The sequence below is a fragment of the Haemophilus sp. SZY H68 genome (assembly GCF_018829685.1).
GTDB lineage: Bacteria > Pseudomonadota > Gammaproteobacteria > Enterobacterales > Pasteurellaceae > Haemophilus > Haemophilus haemolyticus_K.
In genome coordinates this window covers 40,479-62,494 of the sequence record NZ_JAHKKB010000004.1, presented here as the reverse complement: position 1 = coordinate 62,494, position 22,016 = coordinate 40,479, and the positions used below count along the sequence as shown (strand labels likewise).

The following is a 22,016-nucleotide window of genomic DNA, read 5'->3' as shown; positions in this document are numbered from 1 at the left end:
CTGTGACAAATTTAGTTTAATTCAAAGTGCTAATTGCGGGTAAAACTTCTGCGTTATCGCCACAAAATCCAGCATAGTAATAGACCGCACTTTACTTTCTCTAGGTAAAAGTGCGGTGAGATTTCTTGCCAGAATATCTTGCTCTAACAACAGACATTCAGCTGGGCATTGTTCAAAATAATGCGGATATTTAATTGCAAGTAAGACTCCATCTTGCCATAACACCACTGCATCATTCTCAGTAATATTCGCAAAATACCCCTCAAGTTCTCTTTGAGGATAATCTGCTTGTGAAAAAGTATAAAGCATGATTTTCCTTAAAAAGTCAGCAATTTTTCAGCTTGATTCAGTTTGGACATAAAAGAAGCACGATCCATTTTTTCAGCTGAAATAATACATTGCTCTGACGAAATGCCGAATTTTTCCAAACTTTCTGAACAAATGAAACGTTGTGTTATTTCATATAAATCTAACAATTTAAAGGTGCGGATAAAATCTTTTTGGAGAATATGTTCTGGTTGTTGATAAGAAACAAGATTCAGCACACCGTCATCTATAAAGAATACGCCAATATCCTCTTCATCACAAAAAGCCGTTGCGGCAAGTAATGCATCTAATCCCTCACGGGCAAGTGCGGTGCCATGGGGAGCGGTTTTAAACAAAAAAGCAATTTTCATAATGTGATGACTCGCTCAGCCTTTAATGTTGCCGATATAAATTCACCTAGCCCCGCAATCGTGAAGCCCTCAGCAAGATTAATGTTTTCTGGGTTGATAGCTGTTAAAGTATCCACGATACCACGACGTTGCGAAGCGGCAACACAAAGGTGCAATGGGATTTGATGCATCATAGCAAGATCTTGCCAACACTTTTGCAAATTGATTTCATCACTAGCAGGATAAACTAATGCGTTGCCATTCGTTACGCCATCTTGGAAAAAGAAAATTTGGGCGATCTCATGTTTTCTTTCAATCAATGCTTTGGCAAATTGGTAAGCTAAAAAAGCCCCTTGCTGACCATAAATAGGGCTTTTAACTGCAAGTACATAGCGCATTATTCTTGCTCGTGTTTTATTTGACGAATATAGAGATAGACTGTATGGCGGGAAATATCCAAACGCTCAGCCACTAAATTGATCGCATCTTTAATGTCAAAAATGCCTTTTTCATACAGAGATAAGACAATTTGGCGGTTTTTAGTGTTATTGGCCACCATACGATCAGTATTTACTTCCTCGATGGTTTTCTCAATAGTTTGATTGACTAAATCCTCAACAGAGCTTGCAAAATTGACAGCCGATGTTTCTTCTGTTTTTTCTGTTGGCATAAAAGCCTGTACAAATTGTGAAATGGGCACGTCTAAATTAATATTAATACAAAGTAAACCAATAATACGTTGAGCTTTATTACGAATCGCAATCGTGACAGATTTCATCAACACACTGCCTTTAGTGCGAGTAAAATAAGGCTTAGAAACACTTTCACTTTGCATATTACGGAGTGAACGTAATGCCAAATCAGTAATAGGCGAACCAACTTGACGATTCGTATTATGGCCATTTGCAATACAAATAGCAGAATGCTCAATATCTTCTAAAGAATGTAAAACGATTTCACAGTGTTCGCCAATCAGCGCGCTAACGCCATCAACAACCGCTTTATAAGAATTAATAATAGTGCGATCTTCATCCGTGAAAGGTTGTTTATCGTTTAATGTCATGGTTCAAGGTTAAAAGTGCGGTCAAAATTCACTGAGTTTTATAACAAATGGCACGCATTAAAAAAACACGTGCCATGACTAGAAGTATTATTTTTCTGATTTAGGATTTACATCTAAAACTTCTACATCAAAAATGAGGGTTGAATTAGGTGGAATAGAAGCGCCGGCACCTTGTTTACCATAACCTAACGCTGGTGGAATCACTAACTGAATTTTGCCACCTTTTTTCACCAATTGAAGGCCTTCTGTCCACCCAGGAATAACTTGATTTAATTGGAATTCAACCGGTTGACCACGCTCTACAGAACTATCAAATACTTTGCCATTTGGTAATTTACCAGTGTAATGCACTTTCACCTTATCGGTAGCTTTAATTGCCTCACCTTTACCTGCATTTTCAATTTTGTAAAGTAAACCTGATTTAGTCGTTTTAACATCTTTGTCTTTAGCAAAATCAGCGCGATATTTATCTCCCTCTTCCTGAGCACTTTTCGCAATAGCTTCCGCTTTTGCTTTTGATGCAGATACTAATTTCGCTTCAATAGCTTCTAAAGTTTTTTGTACATTTTCATCTTTACGCACATCAACTTTACCCTCTAAAGCATCTTTTAAACCATCTAAGATACGAGCATTATCATAAGTAATCACTTCTTTGTGCGCATCGACCAAATCTTTCATTTGCCCACCCATTAATGCGCCTACGGCATAAGAGGCAGCTTTTTCATCAAGCGCTTTTTCTTCCGCAAAAACTTGACCAGAAATCACCGTACTTACCATTAATGCTGCGATAGATAATTTTTGAATTTTTAACATATGCGTTAATCCTTTATAATAAATGAAACAATTCTGAGGCTAGATTAAATCGCTTTTAACCTATTCTCAACTTTTTTTTAAAATTTAGAGAAATTTTATGCACATTGAACAAATATTAGAAAATCGTATTGCTGAACTTGAAACTAAAATCGCGTTTCAAGAGCAACTATTAGACGAACTGAATCATGCATTAGTTCAACAACAATTTGCGCTTGATAAAATGCAAGTTCAGCTACGCTATATGGCAAGTAAATTAAAAGATTTTCATCCATCAAACATTGCAAGCCAAGCGGAAGAAACGCCACCACCGCATTATTAATTTCTGCAATAAATTCGTACAAATGAAAAGGGCGCACAATGCGCCCTTTAAATTACATTCCCAAATAATAATCAGCTAAATACTTGCCTACTTATGAAAAGTATTTTTCCAAATCGTCGCTACCGCCAATATGCTTACCACCGATAAACACTTGTGGAACAGTAGTACGACCAGAAACCGCACGTACACTCACGATAGTAGCATCATGGCCTAATACGATTTCTTCAAAACTTAATCCTTTATCATGTAAAAGTTGTTTTGCTTTTGTGCAATACGGACAACCTGGTTTAGTAAAAATTGAAATAGATTCTTGAATTTGATGCTGTGGCGCAAGATATTTTAACATTGTATCTGCATCAGAAACTTTGAACGGATCACCCGGTTCATTTGGTTCAACAAACATTTTTTCTACAACGCCATTTTTCACTAACATAGAATAGCGCCAAGAACGTTTACCAAAACCTAAATCTTCTTTACCAACAAGCATTCCCATGCCTTCTGTAAACTCACCATTACCATCTGGAATGAAAGTGATGTTTTCAGATTTTTCGTCTTCTTTCCATGCGTTCATTACGAAAGTATCATTTACAGATACAACGACAATATCGTCTACACCGTATTTTTTGAATACTGGGGCTAATTCGTTATAACGTGGTAAGTGAGAAGATGAACAAGTCGGCGTAAATGCGCCTGGTAATGAGAATACAATTACGGTTTTATTATCAAATAATTCTGAGGTAGTAATATCAACCCATTTATCACCCTGACGAGTGCGGAATGTCACTTGAGGGACTTTTTTGCCTTCCATATTAGACATCATCATTATTCTCCTATTGGTTGTTGATTTAATTTGAATGCGCTGGATTATAGGGAAATTTATGGTATAGTTACAATCAATTAATTCTATTTTTTTAATTGAAGTTTTCTATAGGAAGAATCAAATGAATATCCGAGATTTAGAATACCTTGTAGCCTTATCAGAATATAAACATTTCCGCCGCGCTGCCGATTCTTGCAATGTCAGCCAACCAACTTTAAGTGGTCAAATTCGCAAGCTTGAAGATGAACTTGGCATTATTTTATTAGAACGAACCAGCCGTAAAGTATTATTCACACAATCAGGTATGTTACTAGTGGAACAAGCGCGTACCGTGTTGCGTGAAGTAAAATTATTGAAAGAAATGGCAAGTAATCAAGGTAAGGAAATGACAGGCCCATTGCATATAGGCTTAATCCCAACTGTTGGCCCTTACTTATTACCTTATATTGTTCCAACGCTAAAAGCTGCCTTTCCGGATCTAGAAGTCTTTCTCTACGAAGCACAAACACATCAATTGCTAGAACAACTCGAAACTGGTCGTTTAGATTGTGCAATTGTAGCCACCGTGCCTGAAACAGAAGCCTTTATTGAAGTGCCTATTTTTAACGAAAAAATGTTACTGGCCGTATCAGATGAACATCCTTGGGCAAAAGAAAAGAAAATGTCAATGAATCAACTGAAAGGGCAAGAAATGTTAATGTTAGACGATGGTCATTGCTTACGTAATCAGGCTTTAGATTATTGCTTCACGGCAGGCGCGAAAGAAAATGCCCACTTCCAAGCCACAAGCCTAGAAACTTTGCGCAATATGGTCTCTGCAAATGCAGGTATCACGTTTATGCCTGAACTTGCTGTATTAAATGAAGGTGCTCGTAAAGGTGTAAAATATATTCCTTGTCACTCACCTGAACCATCACGCACTATTGCTTTGGTTTATCGACCTGGTTCACCTTTACGTAACCGTTACGAACGCGTAGCCGGTGCAATCAGCAGTGAAGTAAAATTAATTTTAGCCGGAGAAAAATAATGGCCGGGGTCCGTGCAATTCAAAAAGAGAAAACACGTCGAGCCTTAGTAAATGCCGCGTTTAATCAGCTCAGTGCGGAAAAAAGCTTTTCCAACTTAAGTTTACGCGAAGTCGCTCGTGAAGCGGGTATTGCGCCAACTTCGTTTTATCGTCATTTTAGCGACATGGATGAATTAGGCTTAGAAATGGTAGATGAAGCTGGTTTAATTTTGCGTCAATTAATGCGACAAGCACGTAAACGTATCGATGCTGGTGGTAGTGTAATTTCTGTTTCTGTTGATACGTTTTTTGAATTTATTACCAATAGCACAAATGTTTTCCGCTTATTATTACGTGAAAGCTCGGGTACCTCCCAAGCATTTCGAACTGCGGCCGCACGAGAAATCAAACATTTTGTCGATGAACTCGCAGAGTATATTTCATCTAAGCATCAGTATTCTCAATATATTGCATATGTTCAAGCTGAAGGCATTGTGACTATTGTCTTCACCGCTGGAGCAAATGCTTTAGATATGAATAAAGCTGAAAGAGAACAACTCAAAACACGCGTAATTTTACAATTAAGAATGTTAGCAAAAGGTGCAGATTTCGCGGCTCAAAAAGAAAAAGGAAAACACACATAAACTTAACCGCACTTTTTGGCTTACAACTAAATCCGCAAAACTGGATTAGTTATCCTATTATTCATTTATAACATAACAAATGGCCACATTTTGCTTTATGAAATGTGGCCATTCTTCTCTATATTTTAACTTACCATTTTCTTTAACTGATACAAATATGCCAATGCTTGTTTAGGGCTTAAATCATCGGGATCCAGTTTTTCGATTGCCTCTCTTAGTGTATCCGTTTCTTGTTCAAACAATAATTCACCTTGCGTGTGATTGACTTCACGCAATGCCTGAATTTGTTGATCGGCTGAATGACCTGAGGTTTTTTCTAATTTTGTCAATTTCTGTTTTGCTAGTTTAATAACGGATTGTGGCACACCAGCCAAAGCAGCCACCGCCAAACCATAACTTTTACTTGCTGCGCCATCTTGTACAGCATGCATAAAGGCGATGGTGTTGTTATGCTCAAGAGCATCTAAATGAATATTGGCGATGCCTTCTAGCTGTTCTGGCAATGCGGTTAATTCAAAATAATGGGTGGCAAATAATGTAAGTGAGCGGATTTTTTTCGCTAACCATTCTGCACAAGCCCAAGCTAAAGAAAGTCCATCATAAGTGGATGTGCCACGACCGACTTCATCAATAAGCACGAGACTTTGCGCAGTCGCTTGATGAAGAATATTTGCCATTTCAGTCATTTCCACCATAAAGGTTGAACGTCCTGAGGCTAAATCATCAGACGCACCAATTCGAGTGAAAATACGATCAATCGGTCCAATTAGCGCGCTGTCTGCTGGCACAAAGCTGCCGATATACGCCAGCAATGTAATTAATGCGGTTTGGCGCATATAAGTACTTTTACCGCCCATATTTGGCCCGGTGATAATTAACAAATGACGGTTATGATTTAACTCCACTGGGTTGGCGATGAAAGGATCTTTCAATACTTGTTCCACGACAGGATGGCGACCATTTTCAATTTTCACACTCACTTCATCACAGAATGTTGGCATCACGTAATTAAGCGTATCTGCCCGCTCCGCAAGATTGACCAATACATCCAATTCAGAAAGTGCAAGGCTCGCCAGTTGTAACGTGCCTAAGTGCGGTAATAATAAATCAAACAATTCATCGTAAAGCTGCTTTTCTAATGCTAGCGCTGCGCCTTTTGATTTCAGTACTTTGTCTTCATATTCTTTGAGCTCAGGAATAATGTAACGCTCTGCATTTTTCAGGGTTTGACGGCGGACATAATGAATCGGGGCTTTATGGGCTTGGCCTTGGCTAATTTGAATGTAATAACCATGCACTGCATTAAAACCGATTTTTAGCGTATCAATACCAGTGCTTTCACGCTCACGTTTTTCTAAATTTTCCAAATATTGTGTTGCACCATCAGACAGCATACGCCATTCGTCTAACTCGGCATTGTATCCTTTAGCAATCACGCCACCATCCCGAATTAAAAGAGGAGGCGTTTCAATCAATGCACGTTGCAATAAATCGCATTGCTCGCTGAAATCGGCAATTTGGCTGAAAAGTGCGGTTAAAAATGGCGGTGTTTTTTGTTGAATAATCGTGCGTAATGCTGGAATTTGTTCTAATGCCGTGCGCAAGCGCGTCAGATCTCGAGGACGCGCTGAACGTAGCGCCACACGTGCTAAAATACGTTCCATATCGCCGACTAATTGCAAATAAGGTTGGAGTTCATCGACTAAATCAAAATTCAGAATTTCCGCAATCGCTTGTTGGCGTTGTTTTAATTTTTCCACATTACGAACAGGCTGGTGAATCCAGCGTTTCAGCAAACGGCTGCCCATTGGCGTAACGCATTTATCCAATACAGACGCTAGTGTATTTTCTGTGCCACCCGCAAGATTTTGCGTCAATTCAAGATTTCTGCGCGTGGCAGCATCTAACTGAATGCAGTCTTGATTTTGAATTAAGCTAATGCTTTGAATATGTGGTAATGCGGTACGTTGCGTTTCTTTTGCATATTGCAATAAACAACCTGCCGCACTTAAGCCGAGAGGGGATTTTTCAACACCAAAGGCGCGTAAATCTTTTGTGCCAAATTGGTGATTCAGTAACGTAATGGCAGTGCGAAGTTCAAACTCCCAAATCGGGCGACGGCGTAATCCCTTGCAATGTTCAATCGCAGCCATTTCATTAAATTCTTCACAATACAGCAATTCCACAGGTGCAATACGTTGCAATTCAGCGCGTAAAGTTTCTTTATCTGCAGGTTCACAAAGCTGAAAACGGCCAGAGGTCATATCTAAAGTGGCTAATCCAAATTTTTCTTTCTCTTGATATACCGCGGCAATCAGATTGTCTTGGCGTTCAGGCAAAAGTGCCTCATCACTTACCGTACCAGGTGTAACAATTCGCACAATTTGGCGTTCCACAGGCCCTTTGCTTGTGGCTGGATCACCAATCTGTTCACAAATCGCCACTGGCTCACCTAACTGAACCAATTTTGCTAAATAACCTTCCACCGCATGATAAGGCACTCCCGCCATTGGAATGGGTTGCCCAGCAGATTGACCTCGTTTCGTCAAAGAAATATCCAACAATGCCGCCGCTTTTTTCGCATCGTCATAAAACAACTCGTAAAAATCCCCCATGCGATAAAACAACAAAATATCTGGATTCTCAGCTTTGAGTTTTAGATATTGTTGCATCATTGGCGTATGTTGTTGAAATGTTTCTCCGGAAAACATGGGGCTACCTACTTGTAAGATGAGATATTTAAGTGAATCTATGCGGATTTATATAGATTGGCGGAAGGTCATGGGAGTTGAACCCACCCGGGAACGCTGGCGTCCCCAACAGGATTTGAAGTCCTGCCACCTCACCGGAGATGACGACCTTCCGTGGTTGAAATTGAGGTTACTTTAGCGTAAATTAATCGGCAATTCAACGTTATTTTAAACGGATTCAAAAATGACCGCACTTTTTCAACAACTTCCTTCCGTTGATAAGATTCTCAAAACCTCTCAAGGGTTACAACTCATTACTGAATTTGGCCACGCTGCAGTCGTGGAAACATGTCGAGAATTATTAACACAAGCTCGTCAATTTATTCAAAAAAATAATCAACTTCCTGAATATTTTTCTAATTTTGACCGCACTTTTGTAGAAATTCATTCTCGCCTACAAAGACAGAACCAAGTACAAATCAAAGCGGTGCATAATCTGACTGGCACGGTGTTGCACACAAATCTTGGGCGGGCACTTTGGTCTGAAGCAGCACAACAGGCAGCGCTTTCTGCGATGCAAAAAAATGTTTCGCTTGAATATGATTTAGATGAAGGTAAGCGTAGTCATCGTGATAATTACATCAGTGAATTATTATACAAACTCACAGGTGCGGAAGCAGCCTGTATTGTAAATAACAACGCTGCTGCGGTATTGTTAATGTTAGCGACCTTTGCTCAAGGTAAAGAAGTAATTATTTCTCGTGGCGAATTAATTGAAATCGGCGGCGCATTTCGTATCCCAGATATTATGGAACAAGCAGGATGCTATTTAGTGGAAGTGGGCACCACTAATCGTACTCACCTGAAAGATTATCGTAATGCTATCACTGAAAATACGGCTTTTTTAATGAAAGTGCATAGCAGCAATTATCAAATTTGTGGTTTTACCTCTTCAGTTTCAGAAGAAGAGCTTGCGGAACTAGGCCGAGAAATGAATGTACCCGTAGTAACTGATTTAGGCAGCGGCGCATTAGTTGATTTAAGCCAATATGGCTTGCCAAAAGAACCGACCGTGCAAGAAAAAGTCGCACAAGGTGTGGATTTGGTCTCTTTCTCTGGCGATAAATTACTTGGTGGTGTGCAAGCAGGCATTATTGTGGGTAAAAAAGAATGGATCGAACAATTACAAGCACATCCTCTCAAGCGTGCATTACGTTGCGATAAAGTCATTTTAGCCGGCTTAGAAGCCACATTACGTTTATATTTAAATCCTGAAAAACTAACCGAAAAATTACCAACTCTGCGCTTACTCACGCAACCATTAGAACAACTCAAAATAAATGCTATGCGTCTAAAAGAGCAGTTAGAATCTCGCTTAAATTCACAATTTGAGATTCAAATTGAAGCTAGCCAAGCACAAATCGGTAGCGGCTCACAACCAATGGAAAGAATCCCTTCCGTGGCTGTTACTATTGCAGAAAAAACAAACGCAAAACTTTCCGCACTTTCAGCTCGTTTTAAACAACTTTCTCAACCTATTATTGGGCGAATGGAAAACGGAAAAATTTGGCTAGATTTACGTAGCCTCGCGGATATTGAAACATTATTAAATACATTGGATGAACTATGATTATTGTTACTTCAGGTCACGTTGATCACGGCAAAACAGCATTATTAAAAGCATTAACTGGCACAAATACCGCGCATTTACCAGAAGAAAAAAAACGAGGAATGACCATTGATTTGGGGTATGCCTATCTGCCTTTAGAAAACAAAGTTCTTGGCTTTATTGATGTACCTGGGCACGAGAAATTCTTGTCAAATATGCTGGCGGGTTTAGGTGGTGTGCATTATGCAATGTTAATTGTCGCTGCGGATGAAGGCGTTGCAGCGCAAACAAAAGAACATTTAGCGATATTGCGCCAGCTTCAATTCCACGAAATTATTGTTGTCATCACAAAAGCAGATCGTACAAATTCAGAGCAAGTTGAATCGTTAATCCAAGCAATTAAACAAGATTACAGTTTTTTACGCGATACTAACTACTTCGTTACCTCAGCAGAAACAGGACAAGGCATCAGTGAATTGCGTCATTACTTAGCTAATCTACCTGAATTAGCTGATACCCAGAAACCTTTCCGTTACGCAATAGACCGAGTATTCAGCGTAAAAGGGGCGGGTACCGTCGTGACTGGTACAGCCTTTTCAGGAACAGTGAAAGTCAACGATGAAATTTACCTCTCCACTGGACAGAAAGTTCGTATAAAAGCGATTCACGCACAAAATACATCAAGCGAACAAGGTATTGCGGGGCAACGTTTAGCTTTAAATTTAAATGCTGATTTAGATCGCACGCCAATGAAAAGAGGCGATTGGTTATTGCAGGACGAACCTCTCCCACCAACAGATCGCATCAGTGTACAAATTTTGGCTGAAGTACCATTAAATGAAAGTCAACCAGTGCATATTTATCACGGAGCGAGTCGCACTACGGGTAAGCTCACCTTATTACAAGGAAAAAATGCCGCTAAAAATGACCGCACTTTGGCTGAAATCATATTAGATTCACCATTATTTTTGGCTTTCGGAGACAAGCTTATTTTACGCAGTGGTGATGCTAAATCGTTAATTGCAGGTGCTCGCGTATTAGAAATTGATTCACCCAGACGCCATAAACGAACAGAGGGTCGATTAAGCTTCTTGGCAAATTTAGCGCTTGCTGAAAATGCAGCCCAACGAATTGCATTCATCCTTCAACATAATGCAATATCAGCTCATAAACTGATGTGGATAGAACAACTCACAAATAAACAACTAGATGATGCACTTACCGAACGTAGCGCTGTTCGCTATCAAGATTGGTGCTTTAATACAGACTACAAAAAAGAAAAAATACAACTAATTTTAACCGCACTTAATACCTACCATGAACAGCATAATGATCAACTTGGTGTAAGCAAAGCACGCCTCTACCGAATGGCCGCCTTAAACCAGCCTGAAAACTTGATCAATCATTTTATTGATGAAATATTAGAAGAGGGAAGATTACAGCAAACTCGAGGTTGGCTTCACTTACCCGAACATAAAATCCAATTTAGCCAAGAAGAACAAAAATATTGGGCAAGTGTACTCGATGAATTTGAAAAAGCTCAAGGTCAAGCAATTTGGGTGCGTGATATGGCAAATGCCTTGGCTATGGATGAATCCCAAATGCGTAACTTTATGTATAAAGCAGGCAAACTAGGGTATCTCACCCCCATCGTAAAAGATAGATTTTTCTTAACTGAAAACATTTATGCCTATGCTCGCCTTATTAAGCAAATCGCAGAAAAAGAAGGGAAAGCATCAGTAAATGAAATTCGAGATCGATTAAATTTTGGGCGAAAACTGACGGTTCAACTCATGGAATATTTTGATCGTACTGGTTTCTTACGTCGCAAAGGAAACGATCATATCCTACGCGATAAAAACATTTTTGATTTATAAGGAAATATTTTACTGATATATAACTAACTTCAATGAAGTAAATAACCAAGTGAAGAGCTCGAACAATACAAAGTGTAATTGCTCCCATACAACGTGTGTAAAAATACTTTATCAGTTCTTCACTGACGTAAATCAAATGTACGATGCGTTATTGAATAAAATCTGACGCAACTTGTGTATTTACCAACTTCCCAGATACTGGCGTTGAGTTTTTGGGGTGCAGATCAGCAAGCGGTTCAATTTGGTAAAAGTTTTACCATTTTGAACCGCTTTTGCTTTAATTAGTGTTTGTGATCGTGATGATGCTCATGTGTGGCATCATCTACCTCAACTAATGTCACCATAATGACTGAGTCCTCTGCAGCTTCGCCTTGAATAAAGTATTTTCCATCAAAGTTAAGCACTTGCCCTACATTGATTTCATGTTTTTCATTGTCATTCAATACCACATTCATTTTTCCGCTTAGTACGGTAAAAATCACACTATCGCCTTCGTGGTTATGACGTTTTAATTGCTCTCCTTTCTTCAAGGCTTTTTTCACCACGGTAAACTGTTCCGTTTGCATAATTTTACCGAAGCCATCTTTTACTACACCAATATCTGCTTGTGCAATAGAGGCAATACCAAAGCTGAGTAATGAGGCTAATAACACTTTTTTCATAACAAGTCTCCTTCTGTGTTTTGAATTAGATGTCCTAATTCTGACACTTTTACTCAACTATTTCAATGCAAATTATTCTCAAATACAAAAAGCATCACAAAAATAACTCTTTATTACACCTTTTTTCTCAAATGATCCCCATCCGTTTTATGCAATTTCAATACGGTTAAAACAAGAATGATTGCAAAAATATATCCCGTTTCTAGATCAATAACTGGTCCTCCACTTGTTCCCTCATGAACCATTGTATCAAGTAAATCTAAAAATTCGCATCCAAGCGCCATCTTCAGACTAATCTTCAGGATACCATGAGTTGCTCACGGCACGGAATACACGCTCAGGGTGTGACATCATTGCAGCAATATGACCGTCCACTTTAGAAATCACGGTAATCCCTAATGCTGAAGCATTTGGGTTGGCTGGGTAGGTTTCAGTTACATTTAAATGACTGTCGATATACTGCGCCACAATCAAGTTTTGGGCTTGAAGTACGGTCAAATTTTCAAAAGTTTTGAATTCAGTCTCCTTTCTTTGTTATTGGTTTGTATCTCTTAATAACAAAAAAGCTTGCTGTTTTTCCCAGCAAGCCTTTTAAAATAACGCAATTAAGCAAATTGTTTTTTATTATTTAAATAGCGTTTCGCACATTCTGATGCAGCAACTAAACCGCCTGCCATCATAATAATATCTTTAATCACGAGTCGTCCAGCGCCTGAGAGATATGGGAATCCATAATTAGGTGTTGGGAAGTCCCCGCCTAAATTAGGCACCCAGGTTTCTGGCGTAAATATCAGGAACGACAGCGTGACTATCGACATGCCAAAGGTGAGTAAGCCTCCAAATAGCCCGAGTGTTGGAGACCAAATCCCCGCTAATACTAAAATACCAATGGTCACGATCATCGCGCCAATAATATAAGAAGCTGTATAGGTGCCATTAGCTTTATGCCATTCAATATTTTTTGCGACCATTTTGCCTTCAGGGTTTTTATATAGGGTATATTCTTTTACTAAAACACCCTTATCATTTTCTACCATGTTTGCTCCATTTTTGTAAAGGAAGCTTAAGAAAGGGCTATTTGACACAAAATGTGCGATACCATCTGCCTCATATTGGCAAACTTTTAAGCCACCAATCCAAACCATCACTACACAAATAGCAATGCGGATAAAGTTAATAAATTGACGTTGCAATGGTGCAACAATATTAGCTAGCAATGTAACTAAACTACTCATTAAGAACTCCTCATATAGTTCAATTGATATTACGGACAAAATATCCAAGAATTGTTCAGTATAAAAAAGAGATACTGACTCGCCCAGTATCTCTTATTCTGTATTAATTTTCTGTGAGCAATTTCACATTATTTAAAATTCACTCTAGCATTTCTAAAAATTCTCATCCACGCACCATCTTCAGACCAATCTTCTGGATACCATGAGTTGCTCACAGCACGGAATACACGTTCTGGGTGTGGCATCATCGCAGCAATACGACCGTCCACGTTAGAAATGGCAGTAATCCCTAATGGCGAACCATTCGGGTTGGCTGGATAGGTTTCAGTCACGTTTAAATGGCTATCGATATATTGTGCCACAATTAAGTTTTGCGCTTGAAGTGCGGTCAAATTTTCCGGTGTTTTGAATTCTACACGGCCTTCACCATGAGAAACCGCAATCGGCATATGAGAACCTGCCATGCCTTTAAACCACAATGAGTTGGTGTCATTGATTTTCACCATCGCAGCACGGGCTTCAAAACGTTCTGATTTATTGCGCACGAAACGTGGCCAATTTTCTGCACCAGGGATGATTTCCGCAAGGGCGGAGATAAATTGACAGCCGTTACATACACCTAATGAAAGCGTGTTTTCATTGGCGAAGAATTGGCTGAATTGATCGCGTAATTGTGGGTTAAACAAAATGGATTTCGCCCAGCCGCCGCCCGCGCCTAATACGTCACCGTAAGAGAAGCCACCACAGGCCACCATCGCGTTGAAGTCGTTTAAGTTGTAACGGCCTGTCATTAAATCACTCATGTGAACATCAATCGCCGCAAAGCCTGCTCGGTCAAAAGCCGCTGCCATTTCAACGTGGCTGTTTACGCCTTGTTCACGCAATACGGCTACTTTTGGTTTCACGCCTTTGCTGATGTACGGCGCAGCAATATCTTCATTTACATCATAGGTTAAGTAAGCCGATAAACCTTTGTTGTCTGTCGTTTTTTTCGCTTCAAATTCTTGGTCAGCACATTCTGGGTTATCGCGTAAGCGTTGCATTTGATGGGTCAATTCTGCCCAAATGCCACGCAATTCAGAGCGTTTTTCATCCAAAATTTCCCTTCCGAATTGATGGATCACAATGCGATCATCGTTGCTAACCTTGCCGATGTCGTAGGTAATTCCCTCTAATCCATGTGTTTTCAACACCGTATAAATAGCGTCAAGTTCCGCCTCTAATACCTGAATCACCGCGCCTAATTCTTCGTTAAATAAAATGGCTAACTCGGAAATTTCTTGCGCATAGTGTTCCGCACCGAGCTCAAGCGCCCATCCTTTTCCGCTATCGAATAACGGAGAAATATCCACATCCACGCCACAGTTACCCGCAAACGCCATTTCTGCAAGCGTGGTAATTAAACCACCGTCTGAACGGTCGTGGTAAGCCAATAATTTACGCTCTGCCACCAATACTTGCATTGCATCGAAGAAATTTTTCAGTTTGGCTACGTTCACCACATCGGCTGGTTTGTCACCTAATTGCTTATACACTTGCGCAAGTGCGGTCGCACCTAGGCGATTTTTTCTTTCGCCTAAATCAACCAACAATAAACGGCTTGCGCCTTTGTCTGTACGTAATTGAGGTGTCACGGTCTTGCGTATATCTTCCACGCGCGCAAAAGATGAAATCACTAAAGAAAGCGGTGCAGTAACCGATTTTTTCTCGCCATTTTCTTCCCAAGTGGTTTTCATCGACATGGAGTCTTTACCCACCGGAATGGTAATGCCTAATGCAGGGCAAAGCTCTTCACCCACTGCTTTTACGGCTTCATATAAGCCGGCATCTTCACCACCATGACCTGCTGCAGACATCCAGTTTGCAGACAGTTTAATGCGTTTAATATCGCCAATGTTGGTGCCCGCAATGTTGGTAATGGATTCTGCTACCGCTAAACGTGCAGAAGCCCCGAAGTCTAATAATGCCACGGGTGCGCGCTCGCCCATTGCCATTGCTTCGCCGTGATAGCTGTCTAATGACGCGGTTGTCACGGCCACATCAGACACCGGAATTTGCCATGGGCCGACCATTTGATCACGTGCCACCATACCGGTTACCGAACGGTCGCCAATGGTGATTAAGAAAGTTTTTTCTGCCACCACCGGTAAGCGTAATACGCGATGGAAAGCTTCTTTTAATTGAATATTTTCCGTTGCAAACGGTCGGTTTTCGACGGTTTTTGACGAAACCTCACGGGTCATTTTCGGGGTTTTGCCTAATAACACATTCATTGGTAAATCAATTGGGTTATTGTCGAAATGGCTATCGTGCAAGGTTAAATGTTTCTCTTCCGTTGCCTCACCAATGACAGCAAATGGCGCACGCTCACGTTCACAAAGTGCGGTAAATAATTCGAGTTTTTCTGGCGCAACGGCTAAGACATAACGTTCTTGCGATTCGTTACACCAAATTTCCAATGGTGACATACCTTTTTCATCGCAAAGAATTGAGCGTAAATCAAATTTACCGCCACGTTCGCCATCGTGCACCAATTCAGGCATCGCGTTGGATAAACCGCCTGCGCCTACATCGTGGATAAAGAGAATTGGGTTTTCATCACCTAATTGCCAGCAACGGTCAATCACCTCTTGGCAGCGGCGTTCCATTTCTGGGTTTTCACGTTGAACGGAAGCAAAATCTAAATCTTCTTTTGATTTACCGCTATCCATAGAAGACGCTGCCCCACCGCCTAAGCCGATATTCATGGCTGGGCCGCCTAATACGATCAATTTCGCTCCAACGGGGATTTCACCTTTTTGAACGTGTTCGCCACGAATATTACCGATACCACCCGCTAACATAATCGGCTTGTGATAACCACGCACTTCTTCACCATTGAAGCTATTAACTTTCTCTTCATAGGTACGGAAATAACCCAATAACGCAGGGCGACCAAACTCGTTGTTAAATGCTGCGCCACCTAATGGACCTTCAATCATAATATCTAAGGCTGAAGCAATACGGTTTGGTTTGGAAAGTGGATTTTCCCAAGGTTGTTCAAAGTTTGGAATGATAAGGTTTGATACCGAGAAACCAGTTAAACCTGCTTTAGGTTTGGCACCACGACCCGTTGCACCCTCATCACGAATTTCCCCGCCAGAACCTGTTGCGGCACCTGGGAATGGTGAAATCGCGGTTGGGTGGTTGTGGGTTTCCACTTTCATTAAGATATGTGCATCTTCATTGTGATAGCGATATTGCCCATCTTGATCTGCAAAGAAACGGCCAACTTTTGAGCCTTCCATCACCGCTGCATTATCTTTATAAGCTGAAAGCACGAAATCAGGGGTTTTCTCAAAGGTATTTTTAATCATTTTAAACAGGGATTTATCCTGTTTTTTGCCATCAATAATCCAATCCGCATTAAAGATTTTATGGCGGCAGTGCTCAGAGTTAGCTTGTGCGAACATATAAAGTTCAATATCGTGCGGATTGCGCCCTAATTGAGTGAAGTTTTCTACCAAATAATCAATTTCATCTTCTGCCAGTGCCAAGCCTAATTCTACGTTGGCTGTGACTAAAGCTTCACGTCCACCTTTTAAAATATCCACGGTTTTGAACGGTTTCGGATCTTGATGACGGAATAAAATCTCAGCATCTTCTGGATTGCGCACCACGGTTTCCATCATTCGGTCATGTAAAAGTGCGGTCAATTTTTCTGTCGTTTTTTCCTCAAGCGGTTGGCTTAACTCAAAATAATACGCCAAACCACGCTCAATACGCTCCACTTCATTTAAACCACAATTATGCGCAATATCTGTCGCTTTAGAAGACCAAGAAGAAATGGTACCGACGCGTGGAATCACGATAAAAGTTTCGCCTTTGGCATCGTGTTCTGCCAAGGTTGGGCCGTAATGTAACAATGCTTTTAACTTAGCTTCCTGCTCGCTAACAAGCGGTCGATTTAATTCCACAAAATGCAAATATTCCGCATAAACCGATTTCACCGGTAATTGATTTTGTTGGAATTTTTGCATTAAGCCTTGAATACGGAATTCAGAAAGGGCGGGTGAGCCACGAAAAGTTTGAAGCATAAGGGGTTCCTTTATGAGGATAGGAATGAAAATCGAGGGGTATTATAAAGGATATTTTTACAAACGAAAACGTTTGCGTGATCCGGGAATAAAATCCCCACCTTTAAGAGTTAGATGGGGATAAGAAGATTAAAGGGTTATAAAACCGTCATATACATGGGTTGCTTCGCCAGTCATATAAAGCGGATGACCAACGCCATTCCATTCAATGATTAATAAACCGCCCGGCAAATTGACTTGAACTCGATTGCTCAATAAACCTTGCATAATTCCAACTGCAACAGCTGCACAAGCGCCACTTCCACAGGCTTGCGTTTCTCCAGCACCGCGTTCATAAACTCTAAGTTTAATATGCTCTTTATTGATGATTTGCATAAAACCAGCATTGACACGTTCGGGAAAGCGTTCGTGGCTCTCTAGCAAAGGGCCAAGTTGTTCAACATTTGCTGTTTGAATATCATCTACTTGCACAACACAATGAGGGTTCCCCATTGAAACGGCACCACATAAGACGGTTTGAATGTCTGTACGTAGGATGTAATTTTTCTCGAATTTATTTGCGGTAAATGGAATTTTTGCTGGCTCCCAAATAGGTTCGCCCATATTCACACGAATTTGGTTATCGTCTTTTACCGTTAGAACCATATTGCCTTTTTGCGTGCTAACCGCGATGTCTTTTTTGTTAGTCAATCCTTTTAATGTCACAAAACGAGCAAAACAGCGGGCACCATTTCCGCATTGCGAAACTTCACTTCCATCGGCATTGAAAATACGATAATGAAAATCGAGTTCAGGATCATAAGGTGGCTCAACAAGCAAAAGCTGATCAAAACCAATTCCACGGTGGCGATCAGCTAAGCGTTGAATGGTTTCTGACGTAAAAAAAACATTTTGAGTAACACCGTCAACCACAACAAAATCGTTGCCTAATCCGTGCATTTTGGAAAACTGCATTTTTCCATCCTTTATTTAAATTCAAGATTGATTGCATTATAGAGAGCGGTAAAAAGAATGGCAAATTCAGAATTTTAGATTAAGAAAAGTGCGGTAAAACACAGGAAATTTTTACCGCACTTTATTCGCTAGTTTACTCAGATTACATCCAAGCATTATTGCGAATGATCCCTACGGCAATGCCTTCAATCTCAAAGTTTTCTTGCTCTTCAAGATTTACCACGATTGGATCAAATTCTTCATTTTCTGCGTGTAGATAAATGATAGAACCTTTTTTCTCAAGGCGTTTTACCGTCACTTCATCTTCAATACGGGCAACGACAATTTGTCCATTACGTACATCCTTGGTGCTATGTACAGCTAATAAATCACCATCTAAGATACCAATGTCTTTCATGGATTGACCATAAACTTTTAGTAAGAAATCTGCTTGTGGTTTAAACATATCGGCATCTACGCGATAAGTTGCTTCGATATGTTGTTCTGCAAGAATCGGTTCTCCGGCCGCCACGCGACCAACCAGTGGTAAACCATCAAATTCTTCATTTGCGCTATTGTCTAAAATGCGGATACCGCGAGATGCGCCTGGAATAATTTCAATCGCACCTTTGCGTGAAAGCGCTTTTAAATGTTCTTCTGCCGCATTGGGTGATTTAAAGCCTAATTCTCGAGAGATTTCGGCTCGTGTTGGTGGCATGCCTGTTGTTTCTAAATGACGTTTTAATAAATCCAACACTTCTTGTTGGCGTGCTGTTAATGGTCTCATATACACTCCTGTTTTTAAATACAGATAACTGGTATTGTATACAGATTGTGTGAAGTTGCAATAGTTATTTTTTTAAATCTGTGTATTAGGTCACATTCTGTCACTAAATTTTTTAAAGCGGTTGAGATCGGATGTGTTAAAATATTTCAAATTTACAACAAAGAGAAAATTTATCATGGCAAATTTTGTAAATATGTATCGTCAATTATTGAGCTTGCCTCTGTCAGTATTAGTGAAAAATAATCCAATTCCAGCCAATCCGATAGAAGAGCTTTCCCTCAATATTCACCAACCTGTTGTTTATGTTTTGCCTTATACCTCCCAAACCGATTTCGTTATTTTCCGTCGAAATTGTTTGGCGTTAGGTTTACCTGATCCTACTGAGAAAAATGAAATTGATGGTGTGAAGTTGCCTCGTTATGTATATTTAGATGAGGGACGCCGCATTTTTAAATCGAAAGGTGCGAAAGATGAAACCACCACGATCTTCAATAAATACCTCGAATTACACCGCACTTCTGAGAGTTTAGATGTGCAACTTATTCCAGTTTCCGTTCTTTGGGGGCGTTCTCCTGGGCATGAAGATAAATCCGGTTTGCCTAACTTGCGTTTGTTAAATGGCATGCAAAAAACTTTTGCTGCTATTTGGTTTGGACGTGATACCTTTGTACGTTTTTCTCAAGCTGTTTCATTACGTTATATGGTGAATGAGCATGGCTCCGATGAAAAAATTGCGCAGAAGCTGGCTCGAGTTGCAAAAATGCATTTTGCTAAACAGCGCATTTCGGCAACAGGCCCTCGTTTACCGAATCGCCAAGCTATGTTTAATAAATTATTGCAATCAGAAGCGATTCAACATGCGATTGAAGATGAAGCGAAATCGAAAAATATCAGTATTGAAAAAGCCCAAAAAGAAGCGCATAAGATTTTGGATGAAATTGCTGCTGATGTAAGTCATTCAAGTTTGCGAGCCGCTGATCGTTTTTTACGTTGGCTTTGGAATAAACTTTATTCTGGTATTGATGTGCAAAATGCAGATCGTGTACGTAAATTAGCACTTGAAGGTCATGAGATTGTTTATGTGCCTTGTCACCGTAGCCACATCGACTATTTATTGCTTTCTTATGTGCTTTATCATCAAGGTCTTGTTCCGCCGCATATCGCAGCAGGAATTAATTTAAATTTCTGGCCTGTAGGTAGAATGTTCCGTAGTTGGGGCGCATTCTTTATTCGCCGCACTTTTAAAGGAAATAGATTATATTCTGCAATCTTCCGCGAATATTTATCAGAGTTATTTCATCGTGGTTATTCGGTAGAATATTTTATTGAGGGTGGTCGTTCGCGCACTGGTCGTTTACTTGCGCCAAAAACAGGCATGATGTCGATGACACTTCAAGCGTTGCAACATAATCAAACTCGTCCAATATCTGTTGTGCCAGTTTATGTGGGCTATGAGCACGTATTGGAAGTGGATACTTACGCAAAAGAATTGCGTGGTGCGGCGAAAGAAAAAGAAAATGCGGGTTTGGTTATTCGAGTAATTAAAAAATTACGCAATCTCGGTCAAGGTTTTGTGAATTTTGGTGAGCCAATTACGCTTTCCAACTATTTGAGCCAACATTTCCCTGATTGGAAAGAGCAAAATCACGAAGAAAAACCACAATGGTTTGCTCCTGCAGTTGATTCTGTATCAAAACAGGTGATGGTGAACATTAATAAAGCCGCCGCGGTGAATGCAATGAATTTAGTTGGGACGGCATTGTTGTCTTCTCGTCAGCGTGCACTTTCTCGTGAGCAACTTTTAGAACAACTGGCGAGTTACCAACAATTACTACAAAACGTGCCTTATTCCGCAGATGTTGTATTGCCAACGGCTACGCCTGAAATGATGTTAAACCATGTATTAACGCTTGATCGTGTTGGCGTGTTAGTCGAAAAGGATAACTTTGGGGAAATTGTGCGTTTGGAACGCGCATCAGCCGTCTTGATGACTTACTATCGCAATAACATACAGCACTTATTTGTATTGCCATCTTTAGTTGCAAGCATCATTTTGCATTATGAGGCGATTCAAAAAGATTTATTAGTCGAAGCTGTCGGCAAGATTTATCCGTTCTTAAAAGGCGAGTTATTCTTGCACTTTAGTGAAGAAGAGTTAAAAACTCAAATTCACCAAATTATTGATGAATTTGCGCGCCAACAGGTGATTAACTCTAATGATAATTTCTTATCTATCAATAAATCGAAAGTACGTATTTTACAACTTTGGTCTGCAGGAATGCGTGAAATCTTGCAACGTTATTACATCACAGTGACAATTTTGCAAAAACAACCAGATATTTCACGTGCAGAACTCGAAAAAGAAAGCCAACTTGTTGCACAGCGTTTATCTGTGTTACATGGTATTAATGCACCAGAGTTCTTTGATAAAGCAGTCTTTTCTATGTTCATTGCAAACTTAAAAGAACAAGGTTATTTTGATGATAACGGCCAAGGTAACCTTGAAAAATTAGAGGCATTATCCTCTATTCTTGCACATTTAATTTCAACTGAAATTTGCCTCACTGTAAAAGGCACGGTGGCTAAAGTTGAAGATAACTAAATATTGCCATGTTACAAAGTGCGGTGAGTATCCACCGCACTTTGTATTTTATATTGAAATTGTGATCTAGATCACTTTATTGAAATTGTATTTTATGCCTTTTAGGTGTATAAATTATACGCTTTAAAGTTGAGATATATTAATTATTTGGGATAATTGATTCATTCACTTTTTTGCAATTATTTTATAAAACAACGTAAACTGAATTAACCAAAAAGGATTAT

18 protein-coding genes, 1 tRNA gene and 1 pseudogene are annotated in these 22,016 nt (G+C 40.0%); 6 read left to right on the top strand and 14 right to left on the bottom strand.

What is annotated here, in order from left to right:
• Nucleotides 1-21: 21 nt before the first annotated feature.
• The 5 genes from KP712_RS07645 to fkpA form a co-directional block, all read right to left on the bottom strand.
• Nucleotides 22-309: a DsrH/TusB family sulfur relay protein gene (locus KP712_RS07645; RefSeq protein ID WP_111407818.1), complete on the bottom strand. Its 288-nt coding sequence runs from the start codon at nucleotides 307-309 to the stop codon at nucleotides 22-24.
• 8 nt (nucleotides 310-317) lie between these two features.
• The gene (gene tusC / locus KP712_RS07640) at nucleotides 318-677 is read right to left on the bottom strand and encodes a sulfurtransferase complex subunit TusC (RefSeq protein WP_111407819.1); all 360 of its coding nucleotides are present in this window, start codon (nucleotides 675-677) and stop codon (nucleotides 318-320) included.
• Nucleotides 674-1,054 carry a sulfurtransferase complex subunit TusD gene (tusD, locus tag KP712_RS07635; protein WP_111407820.1) on the bottom strand — a complete coding sequence of 127 codons (381 nt, stop codon included), beginning with the start codon at nucleotides 1,052-1,054 and terminating at the stop codon, nucleotides 674-676. The genes tusC and tusD overlap by 4 nt, the downstream gene beginning before the upstream one ends.
• Nucleotides 1,054-1,719 carry a transcriptional regulator gene (locus tag KP712_RS07630; protein ID WP_111407821.1) on the bottom strand — a complete coding sequence of 222 codons (666 nt, stop codon included), beginning with the start codon at nucleotides 1,717-1,719 and terminating at the stop codon, nucleotides 1,054-1,056. The genes tusD and KP712_RS07630 overlap by 1 nt, the downstream gene beginning before the upstream one ends.
• An 87-nt stretch (nucleotides 1,720-1,806) precedes the next feature.
• A complete protein-coding gene (gene fkpA, locus KP712_RS07625; RefSeq protein ID WP_111407822.1) occupies nucleotides 1,807-2,532 on the bottom strand; it encodes an FKBP-type peptidyl-prolyl cis-trans isomerase in 726 nt (241 codons plus the stop codon).
• A gap of 97 nt (nucleotides 2,533-2,629) precedes the next feature.
• Between fkpA and KP712_RS07620 the strand changes: the two genes are divergently transcribed.
• Nucleotides 2,630-2,851, top strand: a complete 222-nt coding sequence (locus KP712_RS07620) for a SlyX family protein (protein WP_111407823.1) — start codon at nucleotides 2,630-2,632, stop codon at nucleotides 2,849-2,851.
• Between the two features lie 91 nt (nucleotides 2,852-2,942).
• Here KP712_RS07620 and pgdx read toward each other — a convergent pair whose 3' ends face one another.
• Nucleotides 2,943-3,668, bottom strand: a complete 726-nt coding sequence (gene pgdx, locus KP712_RS07615; protein ID WP_111407856.1) for a hybrid peroxiredoxin PGdx — start codon at nucleotides 3,666-3,668, stop codon at nucleotides 2,943-2,945.
• Nucleotides 3,669-3,792: 124 nt separating this feature from the next.
• Between pgdx and oxyR the strand changes: the two genes are divergently transcribed.
• On the top strand, nucleotides 3,793-4,698 hold the full coding sequence (oxyR, locus tag KP712_RS07610) for a DNA-binding transcriptional regulator OxyR (RefSeq protein ID WP_048953362.1): 906 nt from the start codon (nucleotides 3,793-3,795) through the stop codon (nucleotides 4,696-4,698).
• The gene (fabR, locus tag KP712_RS07605) at nucleotides 4,698-5,321 is read left to right on the top strand and encodes an HTH-type transcriptional repressor FabR (RefSeq protein ID WP_065265674.1); all 624 of its coding nucleotides are present in this window, start codon (nucleotides 4,698-4,700) and stop codon (nucleotides 5,319-5,321) included. Before oxyR ends, fabR begins: the two co-directional genes overlap by 1 nt.
• A 125-nt stretch (nucleotides 5,322-5,446) precedes the next feature.
• Here fabR and mutS read toward each other — a convergent pair whose 3' ends face one another.
• Nucleotides 5,447-8,032: a DNA mismatch repair protein MutS gene (gene mutS / locus KP712_RS07600; RefSeq protein WP_215770798.1), complete on the bottom strand. Its 2,586-nt coding sequence runs from the start codon at nucleotides 8,030-8,032 to the stop codon at nucleotides 5,447-5,449.
• A 58-nt stretch (nucleotides 8,033-8,090) separates the two neighbouring features.
• Nucleotides 8,091-8,185 (bottom strand) — tRNA-Sec (locus KP712_RS07595).
• 70 nt (nucleotides 8,186-8,255) lie between these two features.
• Between KP712_RS07595 and selA the strand changes: the two genes are divergently transcribed.
• Together selA and selB are read left to right on the top strand one after the other, a co-directional pair.
• A complete protein-coding gene (gene selA, locus KP712_RS07590) occupies nucleotides 8,256-9,641 on the top strand; it encodes an L-seryl-tRNA(Sec) selenium transferase (RefSeq protein WP_215770797.1) in 1,386 nt (461 codons plus the stop codon).
• Entirely contained in the window at nucleotides 9,638-11,497 is a 1,860-nt protein-coding gene (gene selB / locus KP712_RS07585) for a selenocysteine-specific translation elongation factor (protein ID WP_215770796.1), read from the top strand. Before selA ends, selB begins: the two co-directional genes overlap by 4 nt.
• Before the next feature lie 281 nt (nucleotides 11,498-11,778).
• On the opposite strand, the gene KP712_RS07575 is transcribed toward selB, so the two are convergent.
• The 6 genes and pseudogenes from KP712_RS07575 to lexA form a co-directional block, all read right to left on the bottom strand.
• Nucleotides 11,779-12,159 (bottom strand): cupin domain-containing protein, encoded by a 381-nt coding sequence (locus KP712_RS07575; protein WP_111407827.1) that lies wholly within the window; start codon nucleotides 12,157-12,159, stop codon nucleotides 11,779-11,781.
• A gap of 291 nt (nucleotides 12,160-12,450) precedes the next feature.
• Nucleotides 12,451-12,678, bottom strand: a pseudogene (locus KP712_RS07570) (phosphoribosylformylglycinamidine synthase subunit PurQ); the annotation flags it as partial.
• 86 nt (nucleotides 12,679-12,764) lie between these two features.
• Complete coding sequence (locus KP712_RS07565; RefSeq protein ID WP_140523550.1) at nucleotides 12,765-13,394, bottom strand: YkgB family protein; 630 nt, start codon at nucleotides 13,392-13,394, stop codon at nucleotides 12,765-12,767.
• 128 nt (nucleotides 13,395-13,522) lie between these two features.
• The gene (gene purL / locus KP712_RS07560; RefSeq protein WP_215770795.1) at nucleotides 13,523-17,470 is read right to left on the bottom strand and encodes a phosphoribosylformylglycinamidine synthase; all 3,948 of its coding nucleotides are present in this window, start codon (nucleotides 17,468-17,470) and stop codon (nucleotides 13,523-13,525) included.
• A gap of 129 nt (nucleotides 17,471-17,599) precedes the next feature.
• A complete protein-coding gene (gene dapF / locus KP712_RS07555) occupies nucleotides 17,600-18,424 on the bottom strand; it encodes a diaminopimelate epimerase (protein ID WP_215770794.1) in 825 nt (274 codons plus the stop codon).
• A gap of 142 nt (nucleotides 18,425-18,566) precedes the next feature.
• Nucleotides 18,567-19,190: a transcriptional repressor LexA gene (gene lexA / locus KP712_RS07550; protein ID WP_005632942.1), complete on the bottom strand. Its 624-nt coding sequence runs from the start codon at nucleotides 19,188-19,190 to the stop codon at nucleotides 18,567-18,569.
• Nucleotides 19,191-19,365: 175 nt separating this feature from the next.
• On the opposite strand from lexA, the gene plsB reads away from it, so the two are divergent.
• Nucleotides 19,366-21,792 carry a glycerol-3-phosphate 1-O-acyltransferase PlsB gene (plsB, locus tag KP712_RS07545; RefSeq protein ID WP_215770793.1) on the top strand — a complete coding sequence of 809 codons (2,427 nt, stop codon included), beginning with the start codon at nucleotides 19,366-19,368 and terminating at the stop codon, nucleotides 21,790-21,792.
• Nucleotides 21,793-22,016 lie beyond the last annotated feature (224 nt).